At 60.4% G+C, this 26,699-nt stretch carries 12 protein-coding genes; 11 read left to right on the top strand and 1 reads right to left on the bottom strand.

Features of this window, described 5'->3' with window-relative positions; translation table 11 throughout:
* The 9 genes from H1B37_RS31120 to H1B37_RS31080 form a co-directional block, all read left to right on the top strand.
* The coding region (locus H1B37_RS31120; RefSeq protein WP_182871190.1) for a PSD1 and planctomycete cytochrome C domain-containing protein at window positions 1-3,063 on the top strand (3,063 nt) is incomplete at its 5' end.
* Between the two features lie 8 nt (window positions 3,064-3,071).
* Window positions 3,072-4,547: a DUF1501 domain-containing protein gene (locus H1B37_RS31115; protein ID WP_182871189.1), complete on the top strand. Its 1,476-nt coding sequence runs from the start codon at window positions 3,072-3,074 to the stop codon at window positions 4,545-4,547.
* Between the two features lie 412 nt (window positions 4,548-4,959).
* Window positions 4,960-6,186, top strand: a complete 1,227-nt coding sequence (locus tag H1B37_RS31110; protein ID WP_182871188.1) for a DUF5658 family protein — start codon at window positions 4,960-4,962, stop codon at window positions 6,184-6,186.
* A gap of 753 nt (window positions 6,187-6,939) precedes the next feature.
* Entirely contained in the window at window positions 6,940-10,662 is a 3,723-nt protein-coding gene (gene rpoB, locus H1B37_RS31105) for a DNA-directed RNA polymerase subunit beta (protein WP_182871187.1), read from the top strand.
* Window positions 10,663-10,884: 222 nt separating this feature from the next.
* Window positions 10,885-15,282, top strand: a complete 4,398-nt coding sequence (gene rpoC / locus H1B37_RS31100) for a DNA-directed RNA polymerase subunit beta' (RefSeq protein ID WP_182871186.1) — start codon at window positions 10,885-10,887, stop codon at window positions 15,280-15,282.
* Between the two features lie 344 nt (window positions 15,283-15,626).
* Window positions 15,627-16,667 carry a lysylphosphatidylglycerol synthase transmembrane domain-containing protein gene (locus tag H1B37_RS31095; RefSeq protein ID WP_182871185.1) on the top strand — a complete coding sequence of 347 codons (1,041 nt, stop codon included), beginning with the start codon at window positions 15,627-15,629 and terminating at the stop codon, window positions 16,665-16,667.
* A gap of 165 nt (window positions 16,668-16,832) precedes the next feature.
* A complete protein-coding gene (locus H1B37_RS33495; protein ID WP_220498467.1) occupies window positions 16,833-19,280 on the top strand; it encodes a PSD1 and planctomycete cytochrome C domain-containing protein in 2,448 nt (815 codons plus the stop codon).
* 13 nt (window positions 19,281-19,293) lie between these two features.
* Entirely contained in the window at window positions 19,294-20,808 is a 1,515-nt protein-coding gene (locus tag H1B37_RS31085) for a DUF1501 domain-containing protein (RefSeq protein ID WP_182871184.1), read from the top strand.
* 169 nt (window positions 20,809-20,977) lie between these two features.
* On the top strand, window positions 20,978-22,372 hold the full coding sequence (locus H1B37_RS31080) for a neutral/alkaline non-lysosomal ceramidase N-terminal domain-containing protein (protein WP_182871191.1): 1,395 nt from the start codon (window positions 20,978-20,980) through the stop codon (window positions 22,370-22,372).
* Window positions 22,373-22,569: 197 nt separating this feature from the next.
* Here H1B37_RS31080 and H1B37_RS31075 read toward each other — a convergent pair whose 3' ends face one another.
* A complete protein-coding gene (locus H1B37_RS31075; protein WP_182871183.1) occupies window positions 22,570-23,460 on the bottom strand; it encodes a WecB/TagA/CpsF family glycosyltransferase in 891 nt (296 codons plus the stop codon).
* Between the two features lie 910 nt (window positions 23,461-24,370).
* Between H1B37_RS31075 and H1B37_RS31070 the strand changes: the two genes are divergently transcribed.
* Complete coding sequence (locus H1B37_RS31070; protein WP_182871182.1) at window positions 24,371-25,519, top strand: alkaline phosphatase family protein; 1,149 nt, start codon at window positions 24,371-24,373, stop codon at window positions 25,517-25,519.
* Between the two features lie 52 nt (window positions 25,520-25,571).
* Window positions 25,572-26,633, top strand: a complete 1,062-nt coding sequence (locus tag H1B37_RS31065) for a TIGR03032 family protein (RefSeq protein WP_220498466.1) — start codon at window positions 25,572-25,574, stop codon at window positions 26,631-26,633.
* The last annotated feature ends 66 nt before the right edge of the window (window positions 26,634-26,699 follow it).

Here is a 26,699-nt window from a genome sequence, read left to right as displayed (position 1 = left end):
TCCATCTTGAACACACCCTCCCTGCCCTTCTCCGCCATCACCTGTTTTGTGGTCTTGTTTGTCTGCTTGGCCGGTTTGATGGTGCCATCGACTTTGATTGCGGACACTCCGTCATCGGCCACGACGCCGGTTGACTTTGGCGAGCAGGTTTATCCGATCCTGCAACGCGCTTGCTTTGAATGTCATGGGGCGGAGAAGCAAGAAGCCGGTCTGCGTCTGGACCGCCGGGAGGACCTGTTTGAATCCGGGACGGTTGAACCGGACGATCCGCAGACGAGCGAGTTGCTGCGACGCGTGCTGCTGCCCCGCGGCGATGACGCGATCATGCCCGCGATCGGTGATCCGTTGCCCGCCTCACAGATCGAAACACTGCGACGCTGGATCGCGCAGGGGGCTCACTGGCCCGAAACATTCGTCGCCCCCAAGCACTGGGCCTATGTCGCTCCGCAGCGTCCCGAGTTGCCACCGACCGGCGAGTCGGACTGGCCCGAATCACCGATCGATCACTTCGTGCTGCGTCGACTGCAAGTCCAGAACGTCCTTCCATCGCCCCAGGCGGAACCGGAAAAATTAATCCGCCGCGTCTACCTGGACCTGATCGGATTGCCCCCGACGCCCCAAGAAGTCCAAGCGTTTGTTCGCGCCCCCAGCCGTCGGCATTTCGAATCGATCGTCGACGCGTTGCTAAGCCGGCCCCAATTCGGTGAACGCTGGGCACGCCCCTGGTTGGACTTGGCCCGCTATGCAGATTCTCACGGATTCCAGCGCGACAACTTTCGCGACATCTGGGCCTACCGTGACTGGGTGATCGACGCACTGAACGACGACATGCCGTTCGATCAATTCACGATCGAGCAGGTCGCCGGAGACTTGCTACCGGGCGCGAACGCGTCCCAAAAGATTGCGACGGGATTCCATCGCTGCACGCCGACCAACGTCGAAGCCGGATCGCTGCCCGAGGAAACGCGCATCGAGCAGGTGATCGATCGGGTCAACACCACCGGCGCCGTCTGGCTGGGGACGACGCTGGAATGTTGCCAGTGCCATGATCACAAATACGATCCGTTCACGACCCGGGATTACTATCAACTGCTGGCGTATTTCAACAACACCGCCCAGGAGGCTGATCGAGCCAATCCGAAACAACCTTCGTCGATCAAGTTCCAAGGCCCCAGCATGCCCTTGGCACAGCCGGATCGTGATCAAGAACGCACTCGCGTGCAACAACAACTTGACGACGTCAAAAAACAACAACAGCGACGCCGCCGGCAACTGTCCGCCGGCCTGGACGATTGGAGCACCGGGCTTGCCGAGACGATTGGCCAATCGCCACAAACTCACACGCTGGAAGTCACCGAGTTTGAATCTCAGGGGTCGACCGACTCGCACCAGCGGCTGGACGATGGTTCGATCTTGTTGCGTGGCGGTGATCCCCCGGACCAGGATGAGTACCGGCTGTTGGCCCATGCCAACGTCCGACAGATCACCGCGATCCGGTTGGACGTGTTGTTAGATGATTCGCTGCCCGGCAAGGGGCCCGGACGCAACGACCGACGCAATTTCGTGTTGAACGATTTTAAGGTCCAACTCGTTTCGAATTCTACATCAAGCAAAACCGCCGAATCGCTGCCCCGTGCGATCGAGTTCTCCGGGGCCAAGGCGAGCTTTTCTCAAAAACGTTACCCGGTCGCAGGTGCGATCGACGACGACCCGAAAAGCGGCTGGGCGATTTCGCCCCAGCAAGGCAAACCTCATTGGGCGACGTTCACCCTGAAAACCCCGATCGACTTGACCGCCGATCAATCGTTTGCAATCACGATGACGCAACACTTTGGTCGCGCGTTGACGATTGGACGATTCAAGATTTCCGCCCTGACCGGAGACGTCGATGCCCCGGCCGTGCCAGAACCGATCGTCAACGCTGCCACAAAACCGCCGGAAAAGTGGTCCAGCAAGGAACGGAAGTCACTGGTCGATTATCGGATCAAGCATGATGAAAAATATCAATCGCTCGTCGACAAACTCGAACAGCTGCAACGACGGCTCGACCAGCTTGCCCCCGACACGACGCTGGTGATGGTCGAATTGGATCAACCGCGGATGTCGACGGTCTTCGAGCGCGGCGACTATCGCTCGCCGGGCGAACCGGTCCGGCCCGGCACGCCGTCGGTGCTGCATCTCGCCCCCGATGGACCGGGCAACCGACTGACGCTGGCCCGCTGGTTGGTTTCGCGTGACAACCCGGTCGTCGCTCGCGTGACCGTCAACCGCTGGTGGGCGGAACTGTTCGGCGACGGCATCGTCACCACGCCCGAAGATTTCGGCATCAAGGGAGAACCGCCGTCGCATCCACAGTTGCTCGATTGGTTGGCGATCGAATTGATGGACAACGGTTGGTCGATGAAAAAGTTGCTCAAGTCGATCGTCATGTCGTCGACCTACCAGCAATCCTCCAACGTCCGCCACGACCTTCGCGACATCGATCCGAACAATCGGTTGCTGGCGCGCGGCCCACGCTTTCGCATGGATGCGGAAATGATTCGCGACAACGCGTTGGCGATTTCTGGATTGCTCAACTTGCGACAGCACGGCCCGTCGATCCGCCCCTACCAGCCCGAGGGGATTTGGTCCAAGGTCGGCGGCGAAGCGTATGACTATGAAGTCAGTCCCGGTGGGCAGCAACATCGGCGTGGCATCTACGTCGTCGTCAAACGGGGATCCCCCTATCCCAGCTTCATCAACTTCGACGCCACCGCACGGTTGGCCTGTACCGTCAAACGCTCGCGGACCAACACACCGCTTCAAGCGTTAACGTTACTGAACGACCCGGTCTATGTCGAAGCGGCCAAAACGCTCGCGGCGCGGATCGCCAACGAGGTGGGGCATGCACCGATCGACGAACAGATCGCTTACGGATTCCAGCTGTGCACCGCGAGGAAGCCTAACGCCAGCGAGCGAGCGACGCTGCGGCACTTGTACCACCAGCAATCACACGCCGATGATCCGATGTACGGCGTCGCCACCGTGCTGTTGAACCTGCACGAAACCATCACCAAAGACTGAGCCTTCGGATGACAAACCACTCCTCTGCATCAAGTCTGACTGCCGGTCAACATCACGATCAACGTGCAACTTCCCCCGTGTCGTGTTTGGACACCAACGACACCGCTCCACTGGACCGACGCGGATTCCTCAGCCGCGGCGGCATCGGCTTCGGATCGATCGCGTTGGCGTCGATGCTTTGTGACCAGTCGGATGCTGCCGCCGGTCCGCATTTTGCCCCACGGGCCAAGCATGTGATTTATCTGCACATGATCGGTGCCCCGTCGCAATTGGACTTGTTTGACGAAAAGCCCGAACTGGTCAAACGGCACAACCAACCCTGCCCGCCGGAAGTCACCAAAGACCGCGACTTTGCCTTCATCGGTAAAACATCCACGTTGGCCGGTTCGCCGTGGAAGTTTTCGCGGCATGGCCAGTGCGGGCACACGATGAGCGAGCTGTGGCCGCACCTGAGCGGCGTTGCCGACGAGTTGGCGTTCATTCATTCGTTGCACACCGAGGAAATCAATCATGCACCGGCGCAGATGTTTCTGCATTCCGGATTCGGTCGCGGCGGCCGCCCCAGTTTCGGTTCCTGGGTCAGCTATGGGTTGGGGTCGGAAAACAAAGACCTGCCCGGATACGTCGTTCTGCTCAGCGGTCCGGCCGGCGGTGCGGGGACCAGCATGTGGTCACCGGGTTTTCTGCCCAGTATCTACCAAGGCATCCAATTCCGTTCCGAAGGCGACCCGGTGCTGTTTCTGTCCAATCCAGATGGCCGATCGATGGACGATCGCCGCCAGGTGCTCGACGCGCTCGGGGAACTGAACGAACAACATCGACTGGCGACCGGCGATGAAGAGATCGCGACGCGGATCAGCCAATACGAAATGTCTTACCGGATGCAGATGTCGGTCCCGGAACTGATGAGCCTGGAGGGAGAGACCGCCGAAACGCTTTCGCTTTACGGCGCCCAACCCGGCAAAGCGTCCTTCGCCAACAACTGCTTGCTGGCCAGGCGACTGGTCGAGCGCGGTGTGAGGCTGATCGAATTGTACGATTCCGATTGGGACCACCACGGGACAATCGAAAAACGTCTACCGGAGAAATGCCGCCAGACCGATCGCCCGATCGCTGCCTTGATCACCGATCTAAAACGCCGCGGATTGTTGAAGGACACCCTGATCATCTGGGGATCCGAATTCGGCCGCACCCCGTTGAACCAAGGCAGCAACCAGGGAACGGGACTGTCCGGCAGAGACCACCACAAAGACGCCTTCACCTGCTGGCTGGCCGGCGGCGGAGTCAAGGGCGGCGTCAGCTACGGCAAGACCGATGAATTCGGGATGGATGTCGTCCAGGATGGCGTCCACGTCCACGACCTCAACGCCACCGTGCTCCACCTGCTCGGGCTCGATCACGAGCGGCTGACCTACCGATACCAGGGACGCGAATTCCGACTGACCGATGTGGAAGGGCGAATCGTTCGCGAATTGCTGGGGTGAAGGTTTCAAGTCTTGAGTCTTGAGTCTTGAGTCTTGAGTCTTGAGTCTTGAGTCTTGAGTCTTGAGTTGGTCCGAAGGCGCTCGACATTTTCCGATCCGCCATTTTCTTGCCAGACTTCTACTTTTCCGAAAACCATTTTCCTGCCCCCCATTTCTCTGCCCCCCCATTTTTCTCCCAACTCCCAACTCCCAACTCCCAACTCCCAACTCCCAACTCCCAACTCCCAACTCCCAACTCCCAACTCCCAACTCCCAACTCCCAACTCCCAACTCCCAACTCCCTTAAAACTTGTCGATCGCTGCGGGCCTCCGGATCTTCTGCGAAACCTTTGATGACTGACAGGATTAAACACCTTGAGCACCGCACAGCCCCTTTCGGCTCATCAACTTCGCTTGCAGATCAAGGAATCCGATGGATCGCTCTACATTTGGCCACCACGTCGCCTGGATGATTGCACTCGCCGGATTGCTAGGCGTTGGCCCCGCGACGGCTGCCTCCGGGCCGCAATCGCCGGTCACGAACGAAACCAGGTACGGGTACATTTTCGTCGAGGGTGAATACGTGCCGCCGCCGTACGAGGTCCATGTCACGGCGGATTCGCTGACCCTCAACGGGCACCAATTCGATCGCGACACGTTTGACCTGTCCCTCTATGCCGAGCGGATCCAGGAGCGGGAATCGCGGTTTGGCAGACGCCGTCCACGTTGGATGCGCGAAGCCAACTTCACACCGAATGCGCGCGAAACCCGCTGGGTGAACTTCAGGGAAGAGGCGGAATTCGGCCAAGGCGATCGATTCGGCCAAGGCGATCGATTCGGGCGAGGAGTCGGCGTGTGGGACCAGGACGGCCCGGGCGGACGGCGTCCGGGCGGCAACCGAGTCGACTCGACCGCCAATCTGCTTCGGATGTTTGCCGAGGACGTCGCGTCGGTCGACTTCGGCACGGTTCTGGTGCTTTATACCGGGGCCCCGCCGGCGATGTTGTTCCGCGATTCGGACGGAATCGAGTACCTGCGTGCGTTGTGCGCGCCTGACAACCGCGAGCTCGCGGTCAACCTGACCAGCGTCGACAACCATAGCCAAGCGGTCCTGGATCGCTTGCTGACCGAATTCCAGCCCACACCGGCGTTCAGCGAACGCGCCCAGGCGACGTTCGACAAAATCGCTGCGGCCGAGCTGGAGGGAGAGCGGGTGACGTCGGGTACGCAATGGCTGTCGCGGGTCTCCTATCCCTTGACCGTTTTCGCGATGGCCGTGGTCGTGCTCGGCTTTGGTCACCTGTTGAACAACCGGCCCACGATCGAAGTGCCGGCGGAAGAACCCAACGACTGGTCCAAGCATCGCAAGGTGGTCGGGCAATCCCTGCTGATCGTCGCGCTGTTGTCGGTCGTCGATCTGGTCTGGACGCTCGGAACCGCTGATTCCGGCATGATGCGTGAACTCAATCCGCTGGGCAGCAGCATGATCAGCGAGCCGGTTCGGCTGTTCTTTTTCAAAGCGGCCGTGACCGGGCTCGCGATCGCCATTTTGTATCGACTGCACCGACGGCCGATCGCCCAGGTCGCCTCGTGGTGGTGCTGTTTGCTGCTGACGCTGCTGACCGCCCGCTGGCTGATGTTCCAGTCGATGTTTCTGTAAAGATCGACGACTTATAAACCACGCGATGTCGGGGCGGCGTAGGCCGGGCAGTCGAGGCCCAAATTTTCATTTATTTTTGCGGCGAGAGGAATCTCGAATGCCATCGTCTGGGACGGGAACGCCGAAGAACGGCCGCAAGCCCTTTCCTGAAAACAACTTGCGGCAACGGCAGCAGCCCCAGCATAATCCGGGCCAGTTTTTCGGGTTGGGCTTTCGTGAAATCTCCGCTTGTGATATTCTCCCACAACAAGCCTAGGTTCCAGCCGTCTATATCCGTGTCGATGGCCCAATTTTAATCCGCGCAGCCACTCAGGAATGCCCGCCCGTGCGTCCCCTGAACCGGCAAACACCGCGGAACTCGATTGGTCACACTGTTTTGGCGAACGCGTTTACCGCAACCGAGTTGTCGATTCCTGGTGCTGTCGCATTGCGGCGGGATCCGGTCTTGGCGATCGGTCTTTGCCGATATAGCGATTCAGGGCCCTGGCTTCCACGTTTCCGGCCCAATTCTTTCCAGCGACCCAATGTCCGTAAATCCGATTCTCCACGTCAATCGGAATCTCGAACCTTTCGTGAGCGATGTGCCTGTCGGGGGCATCGTGTCTCGCCGGGTCATCGTCCCTCACTGGGGCACAGTCCCTCACTGGGACACAGTGTAGTCGCAGCAGCAGTGCTTGTAGCAGTTCGGTCGAAACCAATTCGATAGCCGTCCGAGATCATGGATCTCAAGTCCAGCAGGAGCTTTCTTTACCGATGGCAGTTACGTCAAAGCGTCGTCTGATTCCCACAACCGTCCGTCACTTTGGTACCGATTTGGGTGGCTTCGAGCTTCCCGATTTGACCGCATTGCAGACTGCTTCTTACAAGGAGTTTCTGCAGGAAGAGGTCAGCCCGCTCTCGCGCCAAGACCATGGGCTGGAGAGCGTCCTGCGCGAAATTTTCCCGATCGCCAGCTACGACGGGAACATCACGCTGGAATACCTCCGCTATGAACTCGGCAAACCGCGTTACACCAGCCAGGAATGCCGTCAACTGCGGCTGACCTACGGGATGCCGCTGCGGATTTGGTTGCGGCTGAATCGTGAAGAACCGCACGAGGAAGAAGTGTACTTGGGCGACATGCCGATCATGATGGGTGGCGGCGAGTTCATCATCAACGGTGCCGAGCGCGTCGTCGTCAGCCAGTTGCACCGTTCGCCCGGTGTCGACTTTGTCTGGGACACCGACACGACGACCGACCGCAAGCTGCCCTCGTGCCGCGTGATCCCCGAACGCGGCAGCTGGGTCGAATTCAACGTCACCAAGAAAGACGCGTTGACCGTTCGGATCGACCAGAGCGGCAAGTTCGCCGCGACGACGTTGCTGCGGGCGATGGACCCGAAGTACTCGACCGACGCCGACATCCTGCAAGCGTTCTACCCCACCCGCACCGAAAAACTTTCCAGCGTCAAAAGCGCTTCGAAGATCGAGGGCAAGATCGCCGTCGATGACGTCGTTTTCCCCAGCGGCAGCGAACGCGCCGGTGAAATCATCATCGAAGCGGCTCACCGGATTACCAAGGAAATCGCCGAAGCGATTTGCGTCGCCGGCGTGACCAGCATCCAGTGCATGGATGCCCCCCGGGTCCCGGTGATCTTCAACACCCTGATGGAAGACAACACCGCCAGCCACGAAGAAGCGTTGTTGCGGATCTACCAGCGGCTGCGTCCCGGTAACCCGCCGCAGCTAGAAAAGGCGCGGGTGCTGTTCGAAGAGAAATTCTACGACGACAACCGCTACCGGCTCGGCAAGGTCGGCCGATTCCGTCTGAACCGAAAGCTGGGCCTGGGCGTCAGCGAGTCGGTGATGACGCTGCGACCGGACGACATCATCGAATCGATTCGCTACCTGATCGAATTGTTCGACCCGGACAGCCCCGCGGAAATCGACGACATCGACCACTTGGGCAACCGCCGTCTGCGAACGATCGACGAACTCGCCTGCGAAGAACTCCGCAAAGGGTTCCTGAAACTGCGTCGCACGGTGCAGGAGCGGATGAGCGTCAAAGATGCCCAGGACATGACGCCGCGATCGTTGATCAACCCCAAGAGCGTCTCGGCGGCGATCGATTACTTCTTCGGACGCGGTGAGCTGTCGCAAGTCGTTGACCAGACGAACCCGTTGAGCCAGTTGACGCACGAACGGCGGCTGTCGGCTCTCGGACCGGGCGGTTTGAACCGAAAACGTGCCGGATTCGAAGTCCGCGACGTGCACATTTCTCACTACGGACGGATCTGCCCGATCGAGACGCCGGAAGGCACGAACATCGGTTTGATCAGCTCGCTGGCGATCTACGCCGGCGTGGACGACTACGGATTCTTGATCACCCCCTACCGATGCGTCAAAGACGGTGTGGTCACCGACGAAGTCGTCTGGTTGCGTGCCGACGAGGAAAACGAAGCCTACGTGGCGCCGGCCGACACCGAGGTCAAGGACAACGCACTGGTCCCCGGCCCCAACTTGATCGCCCGGGTCCGCAGCGACTTCCAAATCGTCCAGCCCAACCAGGTCAACTACATGGACGTCGCGCCCAGCCAAATGGTGGGCGTCTCGGCCGGCTTGATCCCGTTCCTGGAGCACGACGACGCCAACCGCGCGTTGATGGGTTCGAACATGCAGCGGCAAGCGGTCCCGTTGTTGGTCGCCGAACCGCCGATCGTCGGCACCGGGATGGAGCGCGAGGTCGCACGCAACAGTGCGATGGTCGTCCGTGCCCGCCGCGCCGGCAAAGTCACGTATGTCGATTCCAGCCGCATCGAAATCGGCAGCGACCACTACGAACTGAAAAAGTACCAGGGACTCAATGAACGCACCTGCCAAAACCAGAAACCGCTGGTGCGGCTGGGCGATGACGTCACCAAAGGCCAGATCATCGCCGACGGTGCCGCGACCCGCGACGGCGAACTGGCCCTGGGACGAAACGTCTTGGTCGGCTTCATGTCCTTCGACGGATTCAACTACGAAGACGCGATCATCATCAGCGAAGAACTGGTGCGGAACGACACCTACACGTCGATCCACATCGAAGATTTCGACGTCGAAATCCGCGAGACCAAACTGGGCCGCGAAGAGTTCACCCGCGACATCCCCAACGTCAGCGAAAAAGCCCTTCGCAACCTGGACGAAAACGGCATCGTCCAGGTCGGGACCTACGTCAAACCCGGCGATATTCTGGTCGGAAAGGTCAGCCCGAAAAGCAAGACCGAACTGACCCCGGAAGAAAAACTGCTGCACGCGATCTTCGGACGGGCCGGTGAAGACGTCAAAAACGACTCGCTGGAAGTCCCCTCGGGGATCGAAGGGATTGTCATCGACACCCACAAATTCTCTCGCCGCATGAGTCTGTCCGAAGACGAGCGGAAGGAGTTCGAGCGGGAGCTGAAAGAGGTCGAAGCGACCGGCAACGCGGAAATCGCCAGCACCTTTGAATCGCTGGTCCGCGACCTGGAAGAGGCCGCCGGTGCGAAATTGAAGGATTCCACCGGGACGCCGCTGGCCGACGGACAAGACCCCAAGTTCGTCGCCGAACGCGCCATCGCTTTCCGACTCGATCACATCATGGATCAGGTCAAGGGTGAAGACAAACAGGCGGCGGTCCAAAAGGTTTACGACACCCAATGGTCCAACGTCGAAGTCGCGATCGATCAACGCGACCGCAAACTCAACAGCATGAAGCGGGGCGACGAACTCCGCAGCGGCGTGTTGCAGATGGCCAAGGTCTACATCGCCACCAAGCGTGTGATCAGCGTCGGCGACAAGATGGCCGGCCGGCACGGGAACAAGGGTGTGATCGCAAAGATTCTGCCGATCGCCGACATGCCCTTCCTGCCCGACGGCACCCCGCTGCAAATCCTGCTCAACCCGCTGGGCGTTCCCAGCCGAATGAACGTCGGCCAGATTTTGGAAACGCACCTGGGCTGGGCCGGAGCGAAACTGGGCTTCCAGTCGATCACGCCGGTCTTCAACGGAGCCAGCGAAGACGACATCAACGATGCGTTGGATGAAGCCGGTTTGCCACGTCACGGCAAGGTCCAACTGATCGACGGTCGCACCGGCGAACCGATGGAACAGGAAACCACCGTCGGCTACATCTACATGTTGAAACTGCACCACCTGGTCGACGACAAGGTCCACGCCCGCAGCACCGGACCGTACTCGTTGATCACCCAGCAACCCCTGGGCGGCAAGGCACGTTTCGGCGGCCAGCGTTTCGGAGAGATGGAAGTTTGGGCGTTGGAGGCCTACGGTGCCGCGTACATCTTGCAGGAACTGTTGACCGTCAAGAGCGACGACGTCGAAGGCCGTACCAAGATCTACGAATCGATGGTCAAGGGAGAAAACACGCTGGAAGCCGGCACCCCGGCCAGCTTCGACGTTCTGACCAACGAGATCCGAGGCTTGGCACTGAACATGCAACTCGAAAAGAGACCGATTTAGTCCCCCGCGATCTGCCGGCCGTTTGCGTGAGGAACGCTCGGTCGGTCCCCGACGCCAGCGCCGGCCTGTTCCCTTGCGGGACCGGTCGGCAAAGACGCCCCGGCGGTACACCGATCCGCCGTACGCCGATTCATTCGCCGAAACCGCCCACCCGGTCGCCGGCAACTTCAATACAAATCAATAGCTAACTGCTTACCGCTAACTGCTAAAGGCTTTCATATCATGTCGATTGGCGAAACCAGCAACTACGATCGCATCAACGATTACGCGTCGGTCCGAATTTCTTTGGCCCGGCCGCAGGACATCAAGAGCTGGTCGTTTGGTGAAGTCAAAAAACCGGAAACGATCAATTACCGGACCTATCGCCCCGAAAAAGACGGGCTGTTCTGCGAGCGAATCTTCGGCCCCGAAAAAGACTGGGAATGTGCCTGCGGCAAGTACCGGGGCATGAAGTACAAGGGCATGATCTGCGACCGCTGTGGCGTCAAGGTCACCCACAGCCGCGTCCGCCGCAAACGCATGGGGCACATCGATCTGGCCGCCCCGGTCGTGCACATCTGGTTCTTCAAAGCGATGCCGTCGCGCTTGGGTAACCTGTTGAACATGAAGACCAGTTCCTTGGAAAAAGTGATCTATTTCCAAGACTACGTGGTCGTCGATCCGGGCCAAACCGACCTGGAACACCAGCAACTGTTGACCGAGGAAGAGTTCCGCGCCGCACGCCAACAATACGGCCCGGGCAGCTTCGAAGCCGACATGGGTGCCGAAGCCGTCCGCAAATTGCTGAACCAATTGGACCTGGTTCAATTGTCCGAGCAGCTGCGAATCGAGCTGGACGAAACCGGCAGCAAGCAAAAGAAAAAAGACCTGACCAACCGGTTGAAGATCGTCGAATCGATCCGTGACAGCGACAACCGCCCCGAGTGGATGGTGCTGGACGTGATCCCGGTGATCCCCCCGGACCTGCGTCCGTTGGTTCTGCTGGACAGCGGTAACTTTGCGACCAGCGATTTGAACGACCTGTATCGCCGGATCATCAACCGCAACAACCGGCTGCGAAAGCTGGTCGATTTGAACGCGCCGGAGGTCATCATTCGCAACGAAAAGCGAATGTTGCAGCAATCGGTCGATGCGTTGTTTGACAACAACCGCTGCAAACGCCCGGTGTTGGGCTCGTCCAACCGTCCGTTGAAATCGCTGACGGACATGATCAAGGGGAAACAAGGTCGTTTCCGCGAAAACTTGCTCGGCAAGCGAGTCGATTACTCGGCACGAAGCGTGATCGTTGTCGGCCCGCGATTGAAGCTGCACCAATGCGGTCTGCCCAAAAAGATCGCCCTGGAACTCTACCAACCCTTCATCATCCGCCGTCTGAAAGAACTCGGCCACGCCGACACGATCAAGTCGGCCAAGAAGATGCTGGAGCGCAAGGACGAAGAGGTCTGGGACATCCTGGAACAAGTCATCACCAACCACCCGGTGCTGCTCAACCGGGCTCCCACACTGCACCGGATGGGGATCCAGGCGTTCGAACCGACCTTGGTCGAAGGCAACGCGATCAACCTGCACCCGCTGGTTTGCAAGGGATTCAACGCCGACTTCGACGGCGACCAGATGGCCGTCCACCTGCCGCTTTCGATCGAAGCCCAGGTCGAGGCTCACACGTTGATGATGAGTACCAACAACGTGTTCGCGCCGTCCAACGGGAAACCGATCATGAGCCCCTCACAGGACATCGTGATGGGTTGCTATTACATGACCTGCGAGTTGCCCGACCGCAAGGGCGAAGGCATGACGTTTGCCGGCTATGACGAAGTCGAATTCGCCTACGCCCAAGGCATCGTCGACCTGCACGCCAAGATCAAGATGCGGTTGCCCAAGCACCAGCGTCTCAAGACCGAAGACAACGACTCCAAATACGGCGCGATCATCGAGACCACGCCCGGACGCGTTCGCTTCAACGAAATGCTGCCCGACGGCATGGATTTCTACAACCGCGCGATGCGCAGCGGCGACTTGGCCAGCGCGATCAGCGATTGTTACCAACGCCTCGGTCGTCGCCCGACCATCCACCTGCTCGACGACATGATGCAGATGGGCTTCCGCGAATCGACGCGAAGCGGTCTGTCCTTTGCCACCGATGACTTGGTCACGCCGGAATCCAAAGTCGGCTTCATCAAGGACGCCGAAAAAGAAGTCATGCGTTTGAAGAAGGCGTATGACCGCGGACAGATGGCCGACGACGAACGCTACAACATGGTGCTGGACGAATGGACCAAGGCGCGTGAATTGATCACCACCGACATGATGGCGGCGATGGAATCGGACACGCGCAAAGGTGGCTGGTACATCAACCCCGTCTTCTTGATGAGCCACTCGGGTGCTCGGGGTGGTATCGCCCAGATCCGCCAGTTGGCCGGGATGCGTGGATTGATGGCCAAGCCGACCGGCGAGATCATCGAGACGCCGATTAAGGCGAACTTCCGCGAAGGCCTGTCGGTGTTGGAATACTTCAGTTCCACCCACGGTGCTCGGAAGGGTCTGGCCGACACGGCGTTGAAGACCGCCGACAGTGGTTACCTGACGCGGAAACTGGCCGACGTCGCGCAAAACGTCGTCATCACCATGGACGACTGCGGCACGACCCAAGGCATCACCAAGGGTGTCGTCTATCGCGGCGAGAAGGTCGAAGTCCGTTTGGCCGATTCGATCAACGGTCGCGTCAGCCGCAAATCGATCGTCAACCCGGTCACCGACGAAGTCGTCGTCGGCGAAAGCGAAATGATCACGCCCGAAATCGCTCGCAAGATCGAACAGATGGGCTTGGAAAAATTGCAAGTCCGTTCGCCGATGACCTGCGACGCGCCCCTGGGTGTCTGTCGCCGCTGTTACGGCATGGACATGTCGACCGGTGCCATGGTCGAAGAAGGCATGGCGGTCGGGATCATCGCCGCACAATCGATCGGTGAACCCGGCACGCAGTTGACGATGCGGACCTTCCACATCGGTGGTTCGGTCAGCAAGGCGATGCAGGAGTCGGACATCAAGAGCAAGAAGGCCGGTGAAGTTCGTTTGACGCGGATCCGTGCGGTCGAAAACTCCGAAGGCCGCAAGGTCGTTTTGACGCGGAACGGCGAAATCGCCCTGGTCGATGATCGCGGCCGTGAATTCGAAAGCTATCCGATCCCGACCGGTTCGATGCTGATGGTCGAAGACGGGCAAAAGGTCAAACCCGGCGAAACGTTGTGCGAGTGGAACCCCTACTCGGTGCCGATCCTGTCGGAAGTCTCCGGGAAAGTCCGCTTCGAAGACATCGTCGAAGGCGAAACCGTCCGCTCGGAAAAAGAAGCCAGCGGCAAGATGCGGATGGTCGTCGTCGATCACAAGGGGGACCTGCACCCGCAGATCGTCGTCGAGGACAACACCGGCAAAGCGCTCAACGTGCAGTTCCTGCCGGAAAAAGCAACCATCTCGGTCACCGACGGCCAGGACATCGTGCCCGGGACCGTGCTGGCGGAAATGCCGCGTGACAGCGGGGGTGTCTCGGACATCACCGGTGGTCTGCCGCGAGTCACCGAGATCTTCGAGGCTCGTAAGCCGAAGGATCCCGCAATCATCGCCGAAGTCGATGGCGAAGTCGAAATCATGCCCGAAAAGAAACGCGGCAAGACGACCGTCATCGTCCGCAGCGAATCGGGGATCGAACGCGAACACCTGATCCCCACCGGCAAGCACTTCCTGGTCCACACCGGCGACATGGTCAAAGCCGGCCAGTCGATCGTCGACGGGCCGCTGGTGCCGCACGACATCCTGCGTGTCTCCGGCGAAGAAGCCGTCCAACAATACCTGCTGCACGAGATTCAACAGGTCTACCAGTCGCAGAAGGTGGAGATCAACGACAAGCACTGCGAAATCATCATCGCCCGCATGCTGCGGAAGGTGAAGGTCGAATCGCCCGGCGACACCAACCTGTTGCCCGGTCTGGTGATCGACCGCTTCCAATTCCGGCACGCCAACCAAGAGTTGACCAAGTGCATCAAGGTCGCGGGTGCCGGCGACAGTGATTACAGCGAAGGCGTGATCATCCCGAAGGACTTGTTCGAAGAAACCAACGCCAAGATCGAAGCCGAAGGCGGCACTCCGATGAAGGGCAAGAAGCCGAAGAAGGCGACCGCCAGCACCCAGTTGCTGGGGATCACCAAGGCGGCCGTTCAATCCAACTCGTTCATCTCCGCCGCGTCGTTCCAAGAAACGACCAAGGTGTTGACCGAGGCGGCGCTGGCCGGCAAGGTCGACAAACTGGTCGGTTTGAAAGAGAACGTGATCCTGGGACACCTGATCCCGGCCGGTACCGGTTTCCGCCTGTTCCAAGAATCGGAAGTCAACTACCGCCGCGAAGCCCTCGAAGCGTTGGCCGAAGCCCCCGTGCAAAGCCTGGAAGAGTCATTCCCGCTGTTGGAAGCGGGCGACGAAGTCCTCGGCCCCGGCACGCCGGTCGCCGACGACGCCGAAGCGGCTATGCAAGACCTGTTGAAGGACGGCTCGCCCGAGGCAGGTGCAACCGGCGATGCACAGCCGCCGGTCGGCGACGGTGACGGCGAAGCCGTACTCGGCGAATAAGAACTCCAGTTCAGCCGTAGTGGACGACCCGAGGAGTCCTCGCGCCGGTTCTGCCGTAGTGGACGACGCGAGGAGTCCTGGCAGTTCACAATCCGTACTCGCGGGATAGGGGTGACACCTCGTTCCCGCTGGACAGTCGCCGTCCTCTCCGAGGTCGGCGCACAGCAAAGCTTCGCTTTTTCGCGCCCGCCGAGTTCGGAGAACACGGCGACAATCGGCGCGCGGACGACGACTCTGACGGGCCATCGTACCGGCAAAGCGGCTGTCCAATACTGGACGACCGGCCCGGTTTATCGCTCTGACTGGCGTTTGGCAAACCGACGACACGGATTATCCTGCCGCACATGAAGTCCAAACGCCAGCTATTTGCAACCGTTTGCAAAATCGCGATCCCGTTAGGGATCATCGCCTTCCTGCTGTATCGGGTCGAACCTCAGCAGTGGGACGAACTTGCGCAGCACGACAAGAATTACCCGTTGCTGTTGGGCGCGTTGCTGGTCGCCGTCGGAGCGATCAGCCTGTCGTTCGCCCGCTGGTGCTTGCTGGTTCGCTGCCAGGGAATCGAGCTGACGGTGTTGGAAGCCTTCCGGCTGGGCGCGATCTGCTTTCTGTTGAACTTCGTCTCGGCGGGCAGCGTCGGCGGCGACTTATTCAAGGCCATCTTTCTGGCCAAGCGACGCCCGGGTCGGCGTGTTCAAGCGGTCGCTTCGGTGCTGGTCGATCGCGGCGTCGGGCTGTACGGCCTGTTATTGCTCGCATCGGTCGCGTTCCTGTTCCAACAAGGTGACGGTGCCTCCTCGGCCGGTGGCGAAGAGATGCACCAATTGAAGCTGGGAACCGCGGTGCTGGTCGGCGTCGGAACGGCTGTGCTGGTCGGGTTGGTCTTCGGCGGCCGAGTCGTTGATCGGTTGGTCAGCTGGGGCGAGACGTTGCCGTTGGTCGGAGGGATCGTTCACCGGATCGGCCCTCCGCTGCGAATGTTCCACGATCATCCGGTGGCGTTCGGCGTCTCGATCCTGATGAGTATCGGCGTCCACGGGATGTTGACCCTCAGCCTGTACTTGATCGCGCGCGGCCTGTACCCGTCGATCCCGTCGTTGGCAGAGCACTTTATCATCGTGCCGATCGGGATGCTGGCTTCGGCGCTTCCCCTGACGCCGGCGGGCATCGGAGTGTTCGAAGCCGCGATCGAGTGGCTGTATCACTTGATCCCGGCCCAGCCGACCAACGCCTCGGGGACCTTGATCGCGTTGGTGTTTGAAATGGTCAAGGTCATGATCGCGATCCTCGGAACGGTGTTCTACTGGACCGCCAGCGCCGAGGAGCGGGAGAGTCTGGAAGAAGCCGAGCACGCCGAGGAAGGCGGAGAGTATTTGAGTGAGTAGCGGAACTCGCCAAGAGTTTCGGCCGCCCGAACCAGAATGATGGTCGATGCCCACCGATGGCAGCGTGAACCGGGGGGTTTGATCGATTCCCCCTGACTTCCACTCCGAACACCCGACCACAATCCTTCGCAGCATCGCGTCTCGGAATCTGTTTACAATTCTGGGATGAGAATCCACAACATCGTCCTACTTGCAGCCCTGCTGCTGGCACCCGCCGGCGCCCGAGCGACAGATCAGCCGCCGGTCGCGATCGATTTTTCCCGCGAAATCCTGCCGATCCTCTCGGACAAGTGCTTCGTTTGTCACGGCCCCGATACCGACGAAGGATCGACGGTGCGGTTGGATTCGTACGAGGCCGCGACCAGCGATCTGGGCGGATACCGCGCGATCGATCCGCAGGACCTGGAATCCAGCGAATTGTTGCTGCGGATCACATCCGCAGACGATCCGATGCCGCCCGAGGATGCCGAGAAGCAGTTGACCGACCAGGAGAAGCAACTGCTGGCACAGTGGGTCGCCCAAGGCGGCACCTATTCCCAGCACTGGGCGTTCGTCCCGCCAAAGAAGCGTGTCCCCACGCGACCCGCCGATCGCGACGCCAACCCGCACGTCAACTTGATCGACTCGTTCGTGGCGGCCAAACAGAGTCAGCGTTCGATTCGTTTTGCCCCCCAAGCCGAACGGGAGACGTTGGCGCGGCGGGCCTCACTGGTCCTTTGTGGATTGCCCCCCGAACCCGACGAACTGGGTGCGTTCTTGCACGATCAGCGACCTGACGCGTATGAGCGCTACGTCGACCGGTTGTTGAACAAGCCCGATTACGGAGAACATCAGGCACGCCATTGGCTCGACGCGGTGCGTTACGGTGACACCCACGGGTTGCACCTGGATAACCGCCGCGGCGTCTTTCCCTATCGCGACTGGGTCGTGTCCGCACTCAACGCAAATCTACCGCTGGACGATTTTATCACTTGGCAACTGGCCGGCGACCTGCTGCCCGACCCCGGCATCGAGCAGTTGGTCGCGACGGGCTACGTCCGGATGAACCCGACCAGCGGCGAGGGCGGGGCGATCGAAGCCGAATACCAGGCGAAAAACAATTTTGATCGCACCGAAAACCTGGGCGCAGTCTTCCTGGGCATGACGCTCACCTGCGCCCGCTGCCACACCCACAAATACGACCCGGTGCCGCAGACGGAGTACTACCGTCTGATGGCGTTCTTCAACAGCACGTCCGAGCCGGCCTTGGACCGAAACAAGTACGATTACGGGCCGACGACGAAAGCGCCCCGTGATCCAGGTCAGTGGGCACGCTGGAAACAACTCGAAGCGGCACGCGACAAATTATTCGCCACCGCGATGGACCAAATGGCGGGCGTTGAATTGGACGCCAAGGGCTGGGCCGAAGCGACCGATCAAGAGAAACTGGACTCGCTGGCGGACCCCGACGGCGGCTTCGCGACACTCCCTGTTCATCCGCAAGCACGATCGTTGCGAGCCGACATTGAAGCGCTGTCGCAGAGCTTCACCACAACCTTGGTTGCCAAAGATTTGCCGACGCCGCGTCCGACCCGTGTGCTCAACCGCGGCGAATACAACCTTCCCATCGGCGATCCGCTCGAGCCGGGCGTGTTGTCGGTGATGGGCGATTTTCCCGAAGACGCTCCGCGCAATCGTTTGGGACTGGCCCGTTGGTTGACGTCGCCGAATCATCCGACGGTCGCACGCGTGTTGATCAATCGCCTCTGGCAACAAACGTTCGGACAGGGGCTGGTCAGAACGCCCGAAGACTTTGGGGTCCAAGGCGCCTACCCGACGCACCCCGACCTGCTGGATTGGCTGGCCGTGGAATTGCAAGACAGCGGCTGGGATCTGAAACACATGTTGCGGTTGATGGTCACCAGCCGAACGTTTCGACAAAGTTCGGCCTGGCGGGACGACGTGGACGATCCGGAAAACCGATACTGGTCGCGTGGCCCCAGCTATCGCCTGGATGCCGAGGTGATCCGTGACATCGGGCTATGGGCCGGCCAGTTGCTGGATCCAGAAATGGGCGGCGAAGGCGTCAAACCGTATCAGCCCGCCGGCATGTGGTCGGCCCTGGCCCATCCGGCCAGCAACACCAAGCTTTACGAGCGCGACAACGGACGCCGGCTGTACCGCCGCAGCTTGTACGTGTATTGGAAACGGACCAGCCCGCATCCGATGATGACGTTGTTTGACGCCCCGGACCGAGAAACCAGTTGCGTGCGTCGTTCACGCACCAGCACGGCACTGCAATCACTGGCCCTGCTCAACGAAACCCAACGGATCGAAATGGCGCGGATGCTGGCCCAGCGGTTGTTGCTGGAGAGTAGCGACACCGCGTCGCGATTGGACCTGCTGTTCCGACTGATTGCCAGCCGCGGTCCATCGCCGACCGAAGCCGATGCGATCAACCAGCTGTTGGATCAAATGCGAGCCCGGTATCGCGAACACCAAGACGACGCCCGCGCGCTGCTGGCCACCGGAGAGGCAGAGAGTAACCAGTCGCTGGACCCTGCCCTGCACGCCGCCTGGACTCAAGTCGCATTGACCCTGCTGGCCAGCGATCTGGCAATCATCCTGTACTGAACGAATTTGACCGATGAATCCATTCGAAGCACTGCACCAGCACCAGTTGGCCACCACGCGGCGACAGCTATTCGGCCGCACCACGCTCGGTCTGGGAACCGCATCGTTGGCGGGGCTGTTTGGCAATGAATTGTCCGCGGCAGGAAACCAACACTCGATCCCCGGCGACGGCCTGCACCACGCGCCACGTGCCAAACGTGTGATCTATCTGTTCATGAGCGGCGGACCGAGCCAACATGACCTGTGGGATTACAAACCGAAACTGAACGACATGTTCGGCCAGCAATTGCCGGCCGAAGTCCGTGACGGCCAACGCATCACCGGGATGACGGCCAATCAAAAAAGCGGGCTGCCGCTGTGCCCGAGCAAGTACAAGTTCACCAAGGTGGACAACCACCAGGACGGGGTCTGGGTCAGCGAGTTGCTGCCGCACACCGCCAAGGTCGCGCGAGAATTGTGTGTCGTCCACAGCACGTTTACCGAAGCGATCAATCATGACCCCGCGGTCACCTACATCCAAACGGGCAGCCAGATCGCCGGCCGTCCCAGCTTGGGCGCCTGGCTGAGCTATGGTCTGGGCAGCATGAACGAAGACCTGCCGCACTACGTCGTGATGCACGCACATTCCAAGTTCGCCGAACAGAGTCTGTTCAACCGACTGTGGGGTCCGGGGTTCTTGCCCGCCGATCACCAAGGCATGCTGCTACGCAGCAGCGGCGATCCGGTCTTGTATTTAAGTAATCCTCCCGGCGTGACATCCTCCGACCGCCGCGAACAGCTCGACGCGTTGACCGCGATCAACCGGGAACAACACCGACATTTCGGCGACCCGGAGATTCTGTCGCGGATCCGGCAGCACGAAATGGCCTACCGGATGCAAACGTCGGTTCCCGAGTTGATGGATTTTTCCAGCGAGACCGAGGCGACGTTCAAGTTGTATGGGGAGGAAGCGAAGACCCCGGGGACCTTCGCCGCATGCTGTCTGAACGCGCGTCGCTTGGCCGAACGGGGCGTCCGCAACATCCAAATTTTCCACCGCGGCTGGGACGCCCACAACCGCTTGCCGACCGAACACGAATCGCAGTGCAAGGACATCGACCAGGGCTGTGCCGCGTTGATCCGTGATCTGCGGCAACGCGGGATGCTGGATGATACCTTGGTCATCTGGGGCGGCGAATTCGGCCGCACCGTGTACTGCCAAGGGAAACTGACGCGAGAAACCTATGGCCGCGACCATCACCCGCGCTGCTTCACCGTCTGGATGGCCGGCGGCGGAATCAAGGCCGGGATCACCTACGGACGCACCGACGATTACGGCTACAACATCGTTCACGCCGACGGCAGTCCAATGATCCCGCGACCCGAAAAAGAACATTGGACTCCGGGGACCATGCACATCCACGACCTGAACGCCACGGTCCTGCACCTGCTGGGCATCGATCACCGCAAGCTGACCTATCGCTACCAGGGACGCGATTTTCGTCTGACCGATGTCGACGGCCACGTGATGCATGACCTGATCGCGTGAACCCGATGATGCGGGTAAGAAAATCTTCCTACCTCCAAAATCTTCCTACCTCCTTCCCCCTCCAGGCACCGCAGCAATGACCAATTCCCATGCAGTCTCATTCTCCAGGCGGCACTTTCGAAGCGGCAATCTTTCCGGGTTCCTGGTTGTCGCAACGATCGCGTTGACCATGATTCACTCGGCGGTCGCCATTGCCCAAAGCGACGGCCCCACCTTTCGCGCCGGAGCGGCGACCAGCAACATCACACCGCCCTTGGGCGAGTTGATCGTCGGCGGTTGGGAACCGACACCGGCACAACACATTCACGACGAATTGCAGGCCCGTTGTCTGGTGCTCGACGACGGCAAAACAACCCTGGCGATCGTGCTGTGCGACAACGTCGGCATTCCCCACGAAGTGTTCGATGCGGCCAAAACGCAAGCTCATCAGGCGACCGAGATCCCGATCGAAAACATGTTGATGGCGTCCACCCACACCCACTCGGCGACGACCGCCCGCGGGGAAAGCAAGGTCATCCAGCAGAGCGAGTTGACGGAGTACCAAAAATTCCTGGCCGGCCGGATCGCCGACGGCGTCCGCCGCGCACTGAATCATCTCCAGCCGGCAAAGATCGGCTGGGGCGGTGTCGACGAACCGTCGGAGGTGTTCAATCGACGTTGGTTCGTCACCGATCCCCAATTGGCGGCCAACCCCTTTGGCGGCGTGGACCAAGTCCGAATGAACCCGCCACGAGGCCATGCGGCGTTGGATCGTCCGGCCGGACCGGTGGATCCGGAAGTCAGCTTTGTCTCGGTCCAAAGCCGGGACGGGCGTCCGATCGCGTTGCTGGCGAACTACTCGCTGCACTACGTCGGCGGCGTGCCCCGCAATGAAGTCTCCGCCGACTACTTCGGTTACTTTGCCCGCGCGATCAAGCAGCGTCTGGGTGCCTCCCAGACGACGCCGGCCTTCGTCGGCATGCTGTCCAACGGGACCAGCGGCGACGTCAACAACATTGATTTTCGCAACAAGAATCCGAAACGCTACGCCAGCTATGAAAAGATGCAGGAAGTGGCCAACAAGATCGCCGATCGCGTTTACGAAGCGCATGCCGGGATCGAGTTTCATGACTGGGTGAAACTGTCCGCCGCATCAACTCCGTTGACGTTGAAGGTCCGCAAGCCGACCCAGGCGATGCGCGAGCACTTTGCCGAACTTGAAAAGCAACCCGAAGCGTCACCGCGACATCGACGCGAAGCGATTTACGCGCGGCGGATCGCCAGTCTGGATGAAGCCCCCGAGACCGTCGACATTCAACTGCAAACCCTCCGCATCGGCGACCTGGGCATCGCCGCCATTCCCTTCGAAACGTTCACCGAAACCGGATTGGAATTAAAGGCCAAGGCGCCGACACGGGACATGTTCACGATCGAATTGGCCAACGGTTCGTTCGGGTACTTGCCGACACCGCGGCAACATCGATTCGGCGGCTATGAGACCTGGTTGGGAACCAACTACGTCCAAGAAGACGCGTCGGAAAAGATCGTCGAGACGTTGTTGAATCTGTTCGATGCGATGAAGTAGTCGAGCTGCAAAACGATGGGGGGCAAAACAATTGATAGCGAATGGTGCGTGATGAACAGGTGCTTGCATCTGGACATCGACCTAAAGCTCACAACCTTTCGTTTTCTTGCCCCCATTTTCTTGTCCGACACCTCCGTTTTTCTGCCCCCACTTTTTCTGTCACCTTCTTCCCCCCCATGAAGTCTGCCCCATGACGATCAATCCATCGGGGACATGCCCCAGCGACGGACCGTTTGCTTCCAGTCATCGATCAGGGCACGCATCAGGTAGACCGCGTTCTTGCCATAGCGAGGGACCAGGCGTCGGGGATCGCTGAGCATGCGGTAGGCCCATTCTGCCCCCATCCGCTGCCAGATCTTAGGCGCCCGTTTGGCCGTCCCGGCGATGAAGTCGAAGGACGCGCCCAGTTGAATGCTGACGGGGATTCCCAGGCGTTGGTAGTTTTCATAGATCCAACGTTCGCCTTTGGGTTGGCCGAAGGCGACGAGCAAGATCTGTGCCCCTGACTGACGAATCCGTTGGTCCTGTTCGGCTTGCTCCGCTTCGGACAACGCGCGGAAGGGCGGCGATTCGATCCCGGCGATTCGCATTCCGGGGTAGTCGCGTGCGAGTCGTTTGGCGCAGGCTTCGGCAACACCGGATGCTCCGCCCAGAAAGTAGACCCCCCATTGTTTTTGGCCCGCGCGGCAAGCCAGCTTGTGGATCATCTCGCTGCCGGCGACGCGCTGGGGCAACGGATCGGGGCCGAGCTGGCTGCGCCAGACGATCGGTTGCCCGTCGGCCAGGATCAGATCCGCATCGCGTGTGATTTCGGGGACGTCGGCTTGCTCGTGGTGCAGCATCACGTAATTCAAATTTGCCGTGATCACGTAGCTGGGCCGACCGCGGGCGACCAGTTGCTCGATCCGGTCGACGGCACCGGCCATGGTGACGCGATCAAAAGGGACGTCCCAGACGTCGCAGCGATCCAGCGGCGGCAACTCGATCGTTTGCGGGGCCGATTGATTCTCGGCCGTGCGCGTCGTCGGAGTAAAGACGACCGGGGATGCGGGAGTCGTTGAGCCGGTGGTCGAAAAAGGGGCAGACATAACAGCGTGGTGGCAAACAGCGTGACGGAACGGAGCCACGGGGAAAGGGCTCGATGAACCAAGCCTACGACGCCGCCAGCACCACGCCGGGACGGGTGGAGACGCCCGGGCAGCCGGACCGCGATTGCCCGTTGGCGTTATACCGACGATAACGGGTCTGCGGCCCATCGCATCATCGCTGGTCGCGGTGGTCCCCCTCGCCCAGCGGTGTCCCACACACATCAAGTTAAAACGTGGAGCCGTCAATCAAGTAAGTCAACCTTCCTTTCCTCTGGACATTGGTGTCTACATAAGCCGGCTCGCAATCGAGGACAGGGGTTGGGGGTGGCCTGGCGAAAATCAATGGAACTTGGAACGTTGGGTAGGTTCGGGGACGATCAGCGATCCTGCTGGATCCCTCGATTGCAAATTGCAAACTGTTCATTGCAAAATGCAAATTTGCCGGGAATCGTCGCTCAAATCATTTCGCAATTTGCACTGTTCATTTTGCAATTTTCAATCGTTGCCGGTTCAACAGTTTTCGACGCCACGTACTTTTCATCAGGCCCCTCATCCCCAGCCCTTCTCTCGCATAAAGCAGGGGGGGGAAGGGAGCCATGGTAAATTGTGTAGAAACCAATGCCCTCTGGGAGGGCCGCGGAGGAGTTTACGCTCGGAGCGGGGAGGGTTCGCCGTCGCTCGGATGCACTCAACCACCACGAATCAACCCTCCCCTCGCTGCGCTCGACCCTCCCTGCCAGGGAGGGTTAGTTTTTTACTTGTCGGCGATGTCCTCGCCCAGCGGTGCCTTCGCCGATCGTCTGGCTCCGCAGCACCCCAAAGCCCGCCGATTGGCGACGCCGCACCCAGCTGTTACGCTGGCCCGAGATAGCCGTTCCCCTGCTTCCCGATCTCCTTTCCGCCAATCCTCGTGCCCAAACTGTCGCTCCGTCCACCGATCGCCGTTGTCATCACGCTGGAAGGGCTCGCAACGTCCGCGCTGGGCTGTTACGGATGTTCTTGGAACGACACGCCGGCGATCGACGCCTTGGCAGCGACCGGCGTGGTCTGGGACCGTTGGACATCGCCGATCGACCGCCCCGGTGGATTGATCGCGCGTTGGCTGGAGGATTCGCGCGCGGTGATTGCACCGAAGGACCAGCCGGACGATGCTGATCCCGCCGCGACCGTCTTTTTGACCGACGATCCGAAACTGACGCTGCCCGAAGACCAATTCGGCTTCGCACAGGCGATCGCCTTGGAACCGACGCTGAAACGGTTGCCGGCCGAGACCGTCGAATCGACCGTGGTCGCGCAAGCGTTCGCCTCGGCCATCAGCACCGTCACGGCCAAGACGCGGCTGCTGTGGATTCACAGCGGCATGCTTCGCGACCACTGGGATGCTCCCGCGAGCGATGACGACGCTGGGGAACAGGTAACCGAACCGGTGGAGGATCAAACACAGCTTCCGCCCGCCACCGCGGAACCGTTTTTCTTGCCGCCATCGACCGATCCACCGGCGAGGCGGCTCTCGGAATCAGACGACCCCGATTTGCTGTTCGCCTGGATGCAGCGTTATGCGGCCCAAGTCCGATTGTTGGACCAGATGATCGAGCTGCTGGGTGATTCGCTGCGGAGCCGCCGGCCAACGATCCTGTTGGCCGGGGCCAGCGGGTTCTCACTCGGCGAAAACGGTTGGCTGGGACACCACGTCGGACCGCTGCGCAGCCCGGACATCCGCCTGCCGATGCTGGTCTCCCGCGGCGGACCGCTGCGTGTCCCCTCGCTGCAATCGGCGACCGATCTGCCCGAGTTGATCCAGCGAATGGCCGGCATCCGTCCTCTTGTCACGCCGACGCAGTGGTGCCGGCCGGACGATGCGGGGGCGTTGTCGGTCGAGACCGAATCGGACCGCGCGGTCAAGGCCGTCACGACGTCAAATTGGTTTTATGTCGACGACGCCGAGGCGTCCGGCAGGAGCAGCGAACACTTGTATGTCAAACCCGACGACGTCAACGATGTCAACGACATTTCGCGTTTGCGACGCGAAGTGCTGAACGAATTTGCCAACGTCCCCTAAACCGATCTGGCCGGAATCGATTGAAATGGACAGGATCGACCGCAGAGGCCCCATGCTGAACATCATCGGATCCCGCGAGTTGACCAGGTGGTTGGCCGAGCACCGCGTCAGTCTGGCCGTTTCGACCTACCAGGCCGGAAAGCTGTTGCTGGTGGGGACGAAGGGCGACGCGGGGCTGGCGATCTTTGAACGCACCTTCGATCGTTGCATGGGCCTGTGGGCCGACGGCCAGACGATCTGGATGAGCACCCGGTACCAGCTGTGGCGTTTGGAAGACATGGGGCCCGGACCGGTCTCGCGTCCCGAGTTTGACCGGTTGTTCGTTCCGCAGGTCGGCTACACGACCGGTGACATCGATATCCACGACGTCGCCGTCGATGGCCAGGGGCAGCCGGTGTTTATCAGCACGCTATTCAATTGCATCGCGACGATCAGTCAACGACGCAGTTTTACTCCACTGTGGCGACCAAACTTCATTTCAAAGCTGGTCGCCGAAGACCGTTGCCACCTGAACGGCATGGCGATGCAAGACGGCAGCCCCCGCTATGTCACCGCTTGCAGCCGATCGGATGTGATCGACGGTTGGCGCGACCGACGCAAGGATGGCGGCTTGGTGATCAATGTCCGCACCGATCAGATCATCGCCCAGGGACTGTCCATGCCGCACTCGCCGCGACTGTACCGCGACCGGCTCTGGCTGCTCGACTCCGGCAACGGCTACCTGGGATACATCGATACGGAAACCGGAACAATGCGACGCGTCGCGTTTTGCCCGGGCTATGCGCGCGGGCTGGCGTTCGTCGGCGACTACGCCATCGTCGGCGTGTCTAAACCCCGACGTGACGAGCCATCCTTTCACGGCTTGAACCTCGACAACGAACTTGCCGCCAGAGACGCTTCGCCACGCTGTGGGCTGCAGGTCATCGACCTGCGCAGCGGTGACGTGGTGCACTGGATTCGCATCGAAGGCGACGTGATCGGCGAGTTGTACGACGTGGTGGTGCTGCCCGACACGCGACGCCCCAAGGCACTGGGGTTTAAAACCGACGAGATCCAACGCAATGTCTGGTTCGATGAGGAGGATCGGTTGCAAAGCTGGACGGCCGAGGGGTAGGTGGGAGTTGGGAGTTGGGAGTTGGGAGTTGGTTGGCAAAACGATGGGGGCAAAACGACGGGGAGG

The sequence above is a fragment of the Stieleria mannarensis genome, assembly GCF_014154935.1.
In the GTDB taxonomy this organism is placed as follows: domain Bacteria; phylum Planctomycetota; class Planctomycetia; order Pirellulales; family Pirellulaceae; genus Stieleria; species Stieleria mannarensis.
The sequence above is the reverse complement of the archived record's forward strand: the minus strand, read 5'-3'. Positions and strand labels throughout refer to the sequence as shown.

What these genes read in the sequence shown, in the direction of transcription:
- H1B37_RS33495 (WP_220498467.1), top strand. Translation starts at nt 16,833, where the DNA reads ATGAGAATCCACAACATCGTCCTACTTGCAGCCCTGCTGCTGGCACCC.
- H1B37_RS31075 (WP_182871183.1), bottom strand. Translation starts at nt 23,460, where the DNA reads ATGTCTGCCCCTTTTTCGACCACCGGCTCAACGACTCCCGCATCCCCG.
- H1B37_RS31115 (WP_182871189.1), top strand. Translation starts at nt 3,072, where the DNA reads ATGACAAACCACTCCTCTGCATCAAGTCTGACTGCCGGTCAACATCAC.
- H1B37_RS31085 (WP_182871184.1), top strand. Translation starts at nt 19,294, where the DNA reads ATGAATCCATTCGAAGCACTGCACCAGCACCAGTTGGCCACCACGCGG.
- H1B37_RS31080 (WP_182871191.1), top strand. Translation starts at nt 20,978, where the DNA reads ATGATTCACTCGGCGGTCGCCATTGCCCAAAGCGACGGCCCCACCTTT.
- H1B37_RS31095 (WP_182871185.1), top strand. Translation starts at nt 15,627, where the DNA reads ATGAAGTCCAAACGCCAGCTATTTGCAACCGTTTGCAAAATCGCGATC.
- H1B37_RS31065 (WP_220498466.1), top strand. Translation starts at nt 25,572, where the DNA reads ATGCTGAACATCATCGGATCCCGCGAGTTGACCAGGTGGTTGGCCGAG.
- H1B37_RS31110 (WP_182871188.1), top strand. Translation starts at nt 4,960, where the DNA reads ATGGATCGCTCTACATTTGGCCACCACGTCGCCTGGATGATTGCACTC.
- rpoB (WP_182871187.1), top strand. Translation starts at nt 6,940, where the DNA reads ATGGCAGTTACGTCAAAGCGTCGTCTGATTCCCACAACCGTCCGTCAC.
- rpoC (WP_182871186.1), top strand. Translation starts at nt 10,885, where the DNA reads ATGTCGATTGGCGAAACCAGCAACTACGATCGCATCAACGATTACGCG.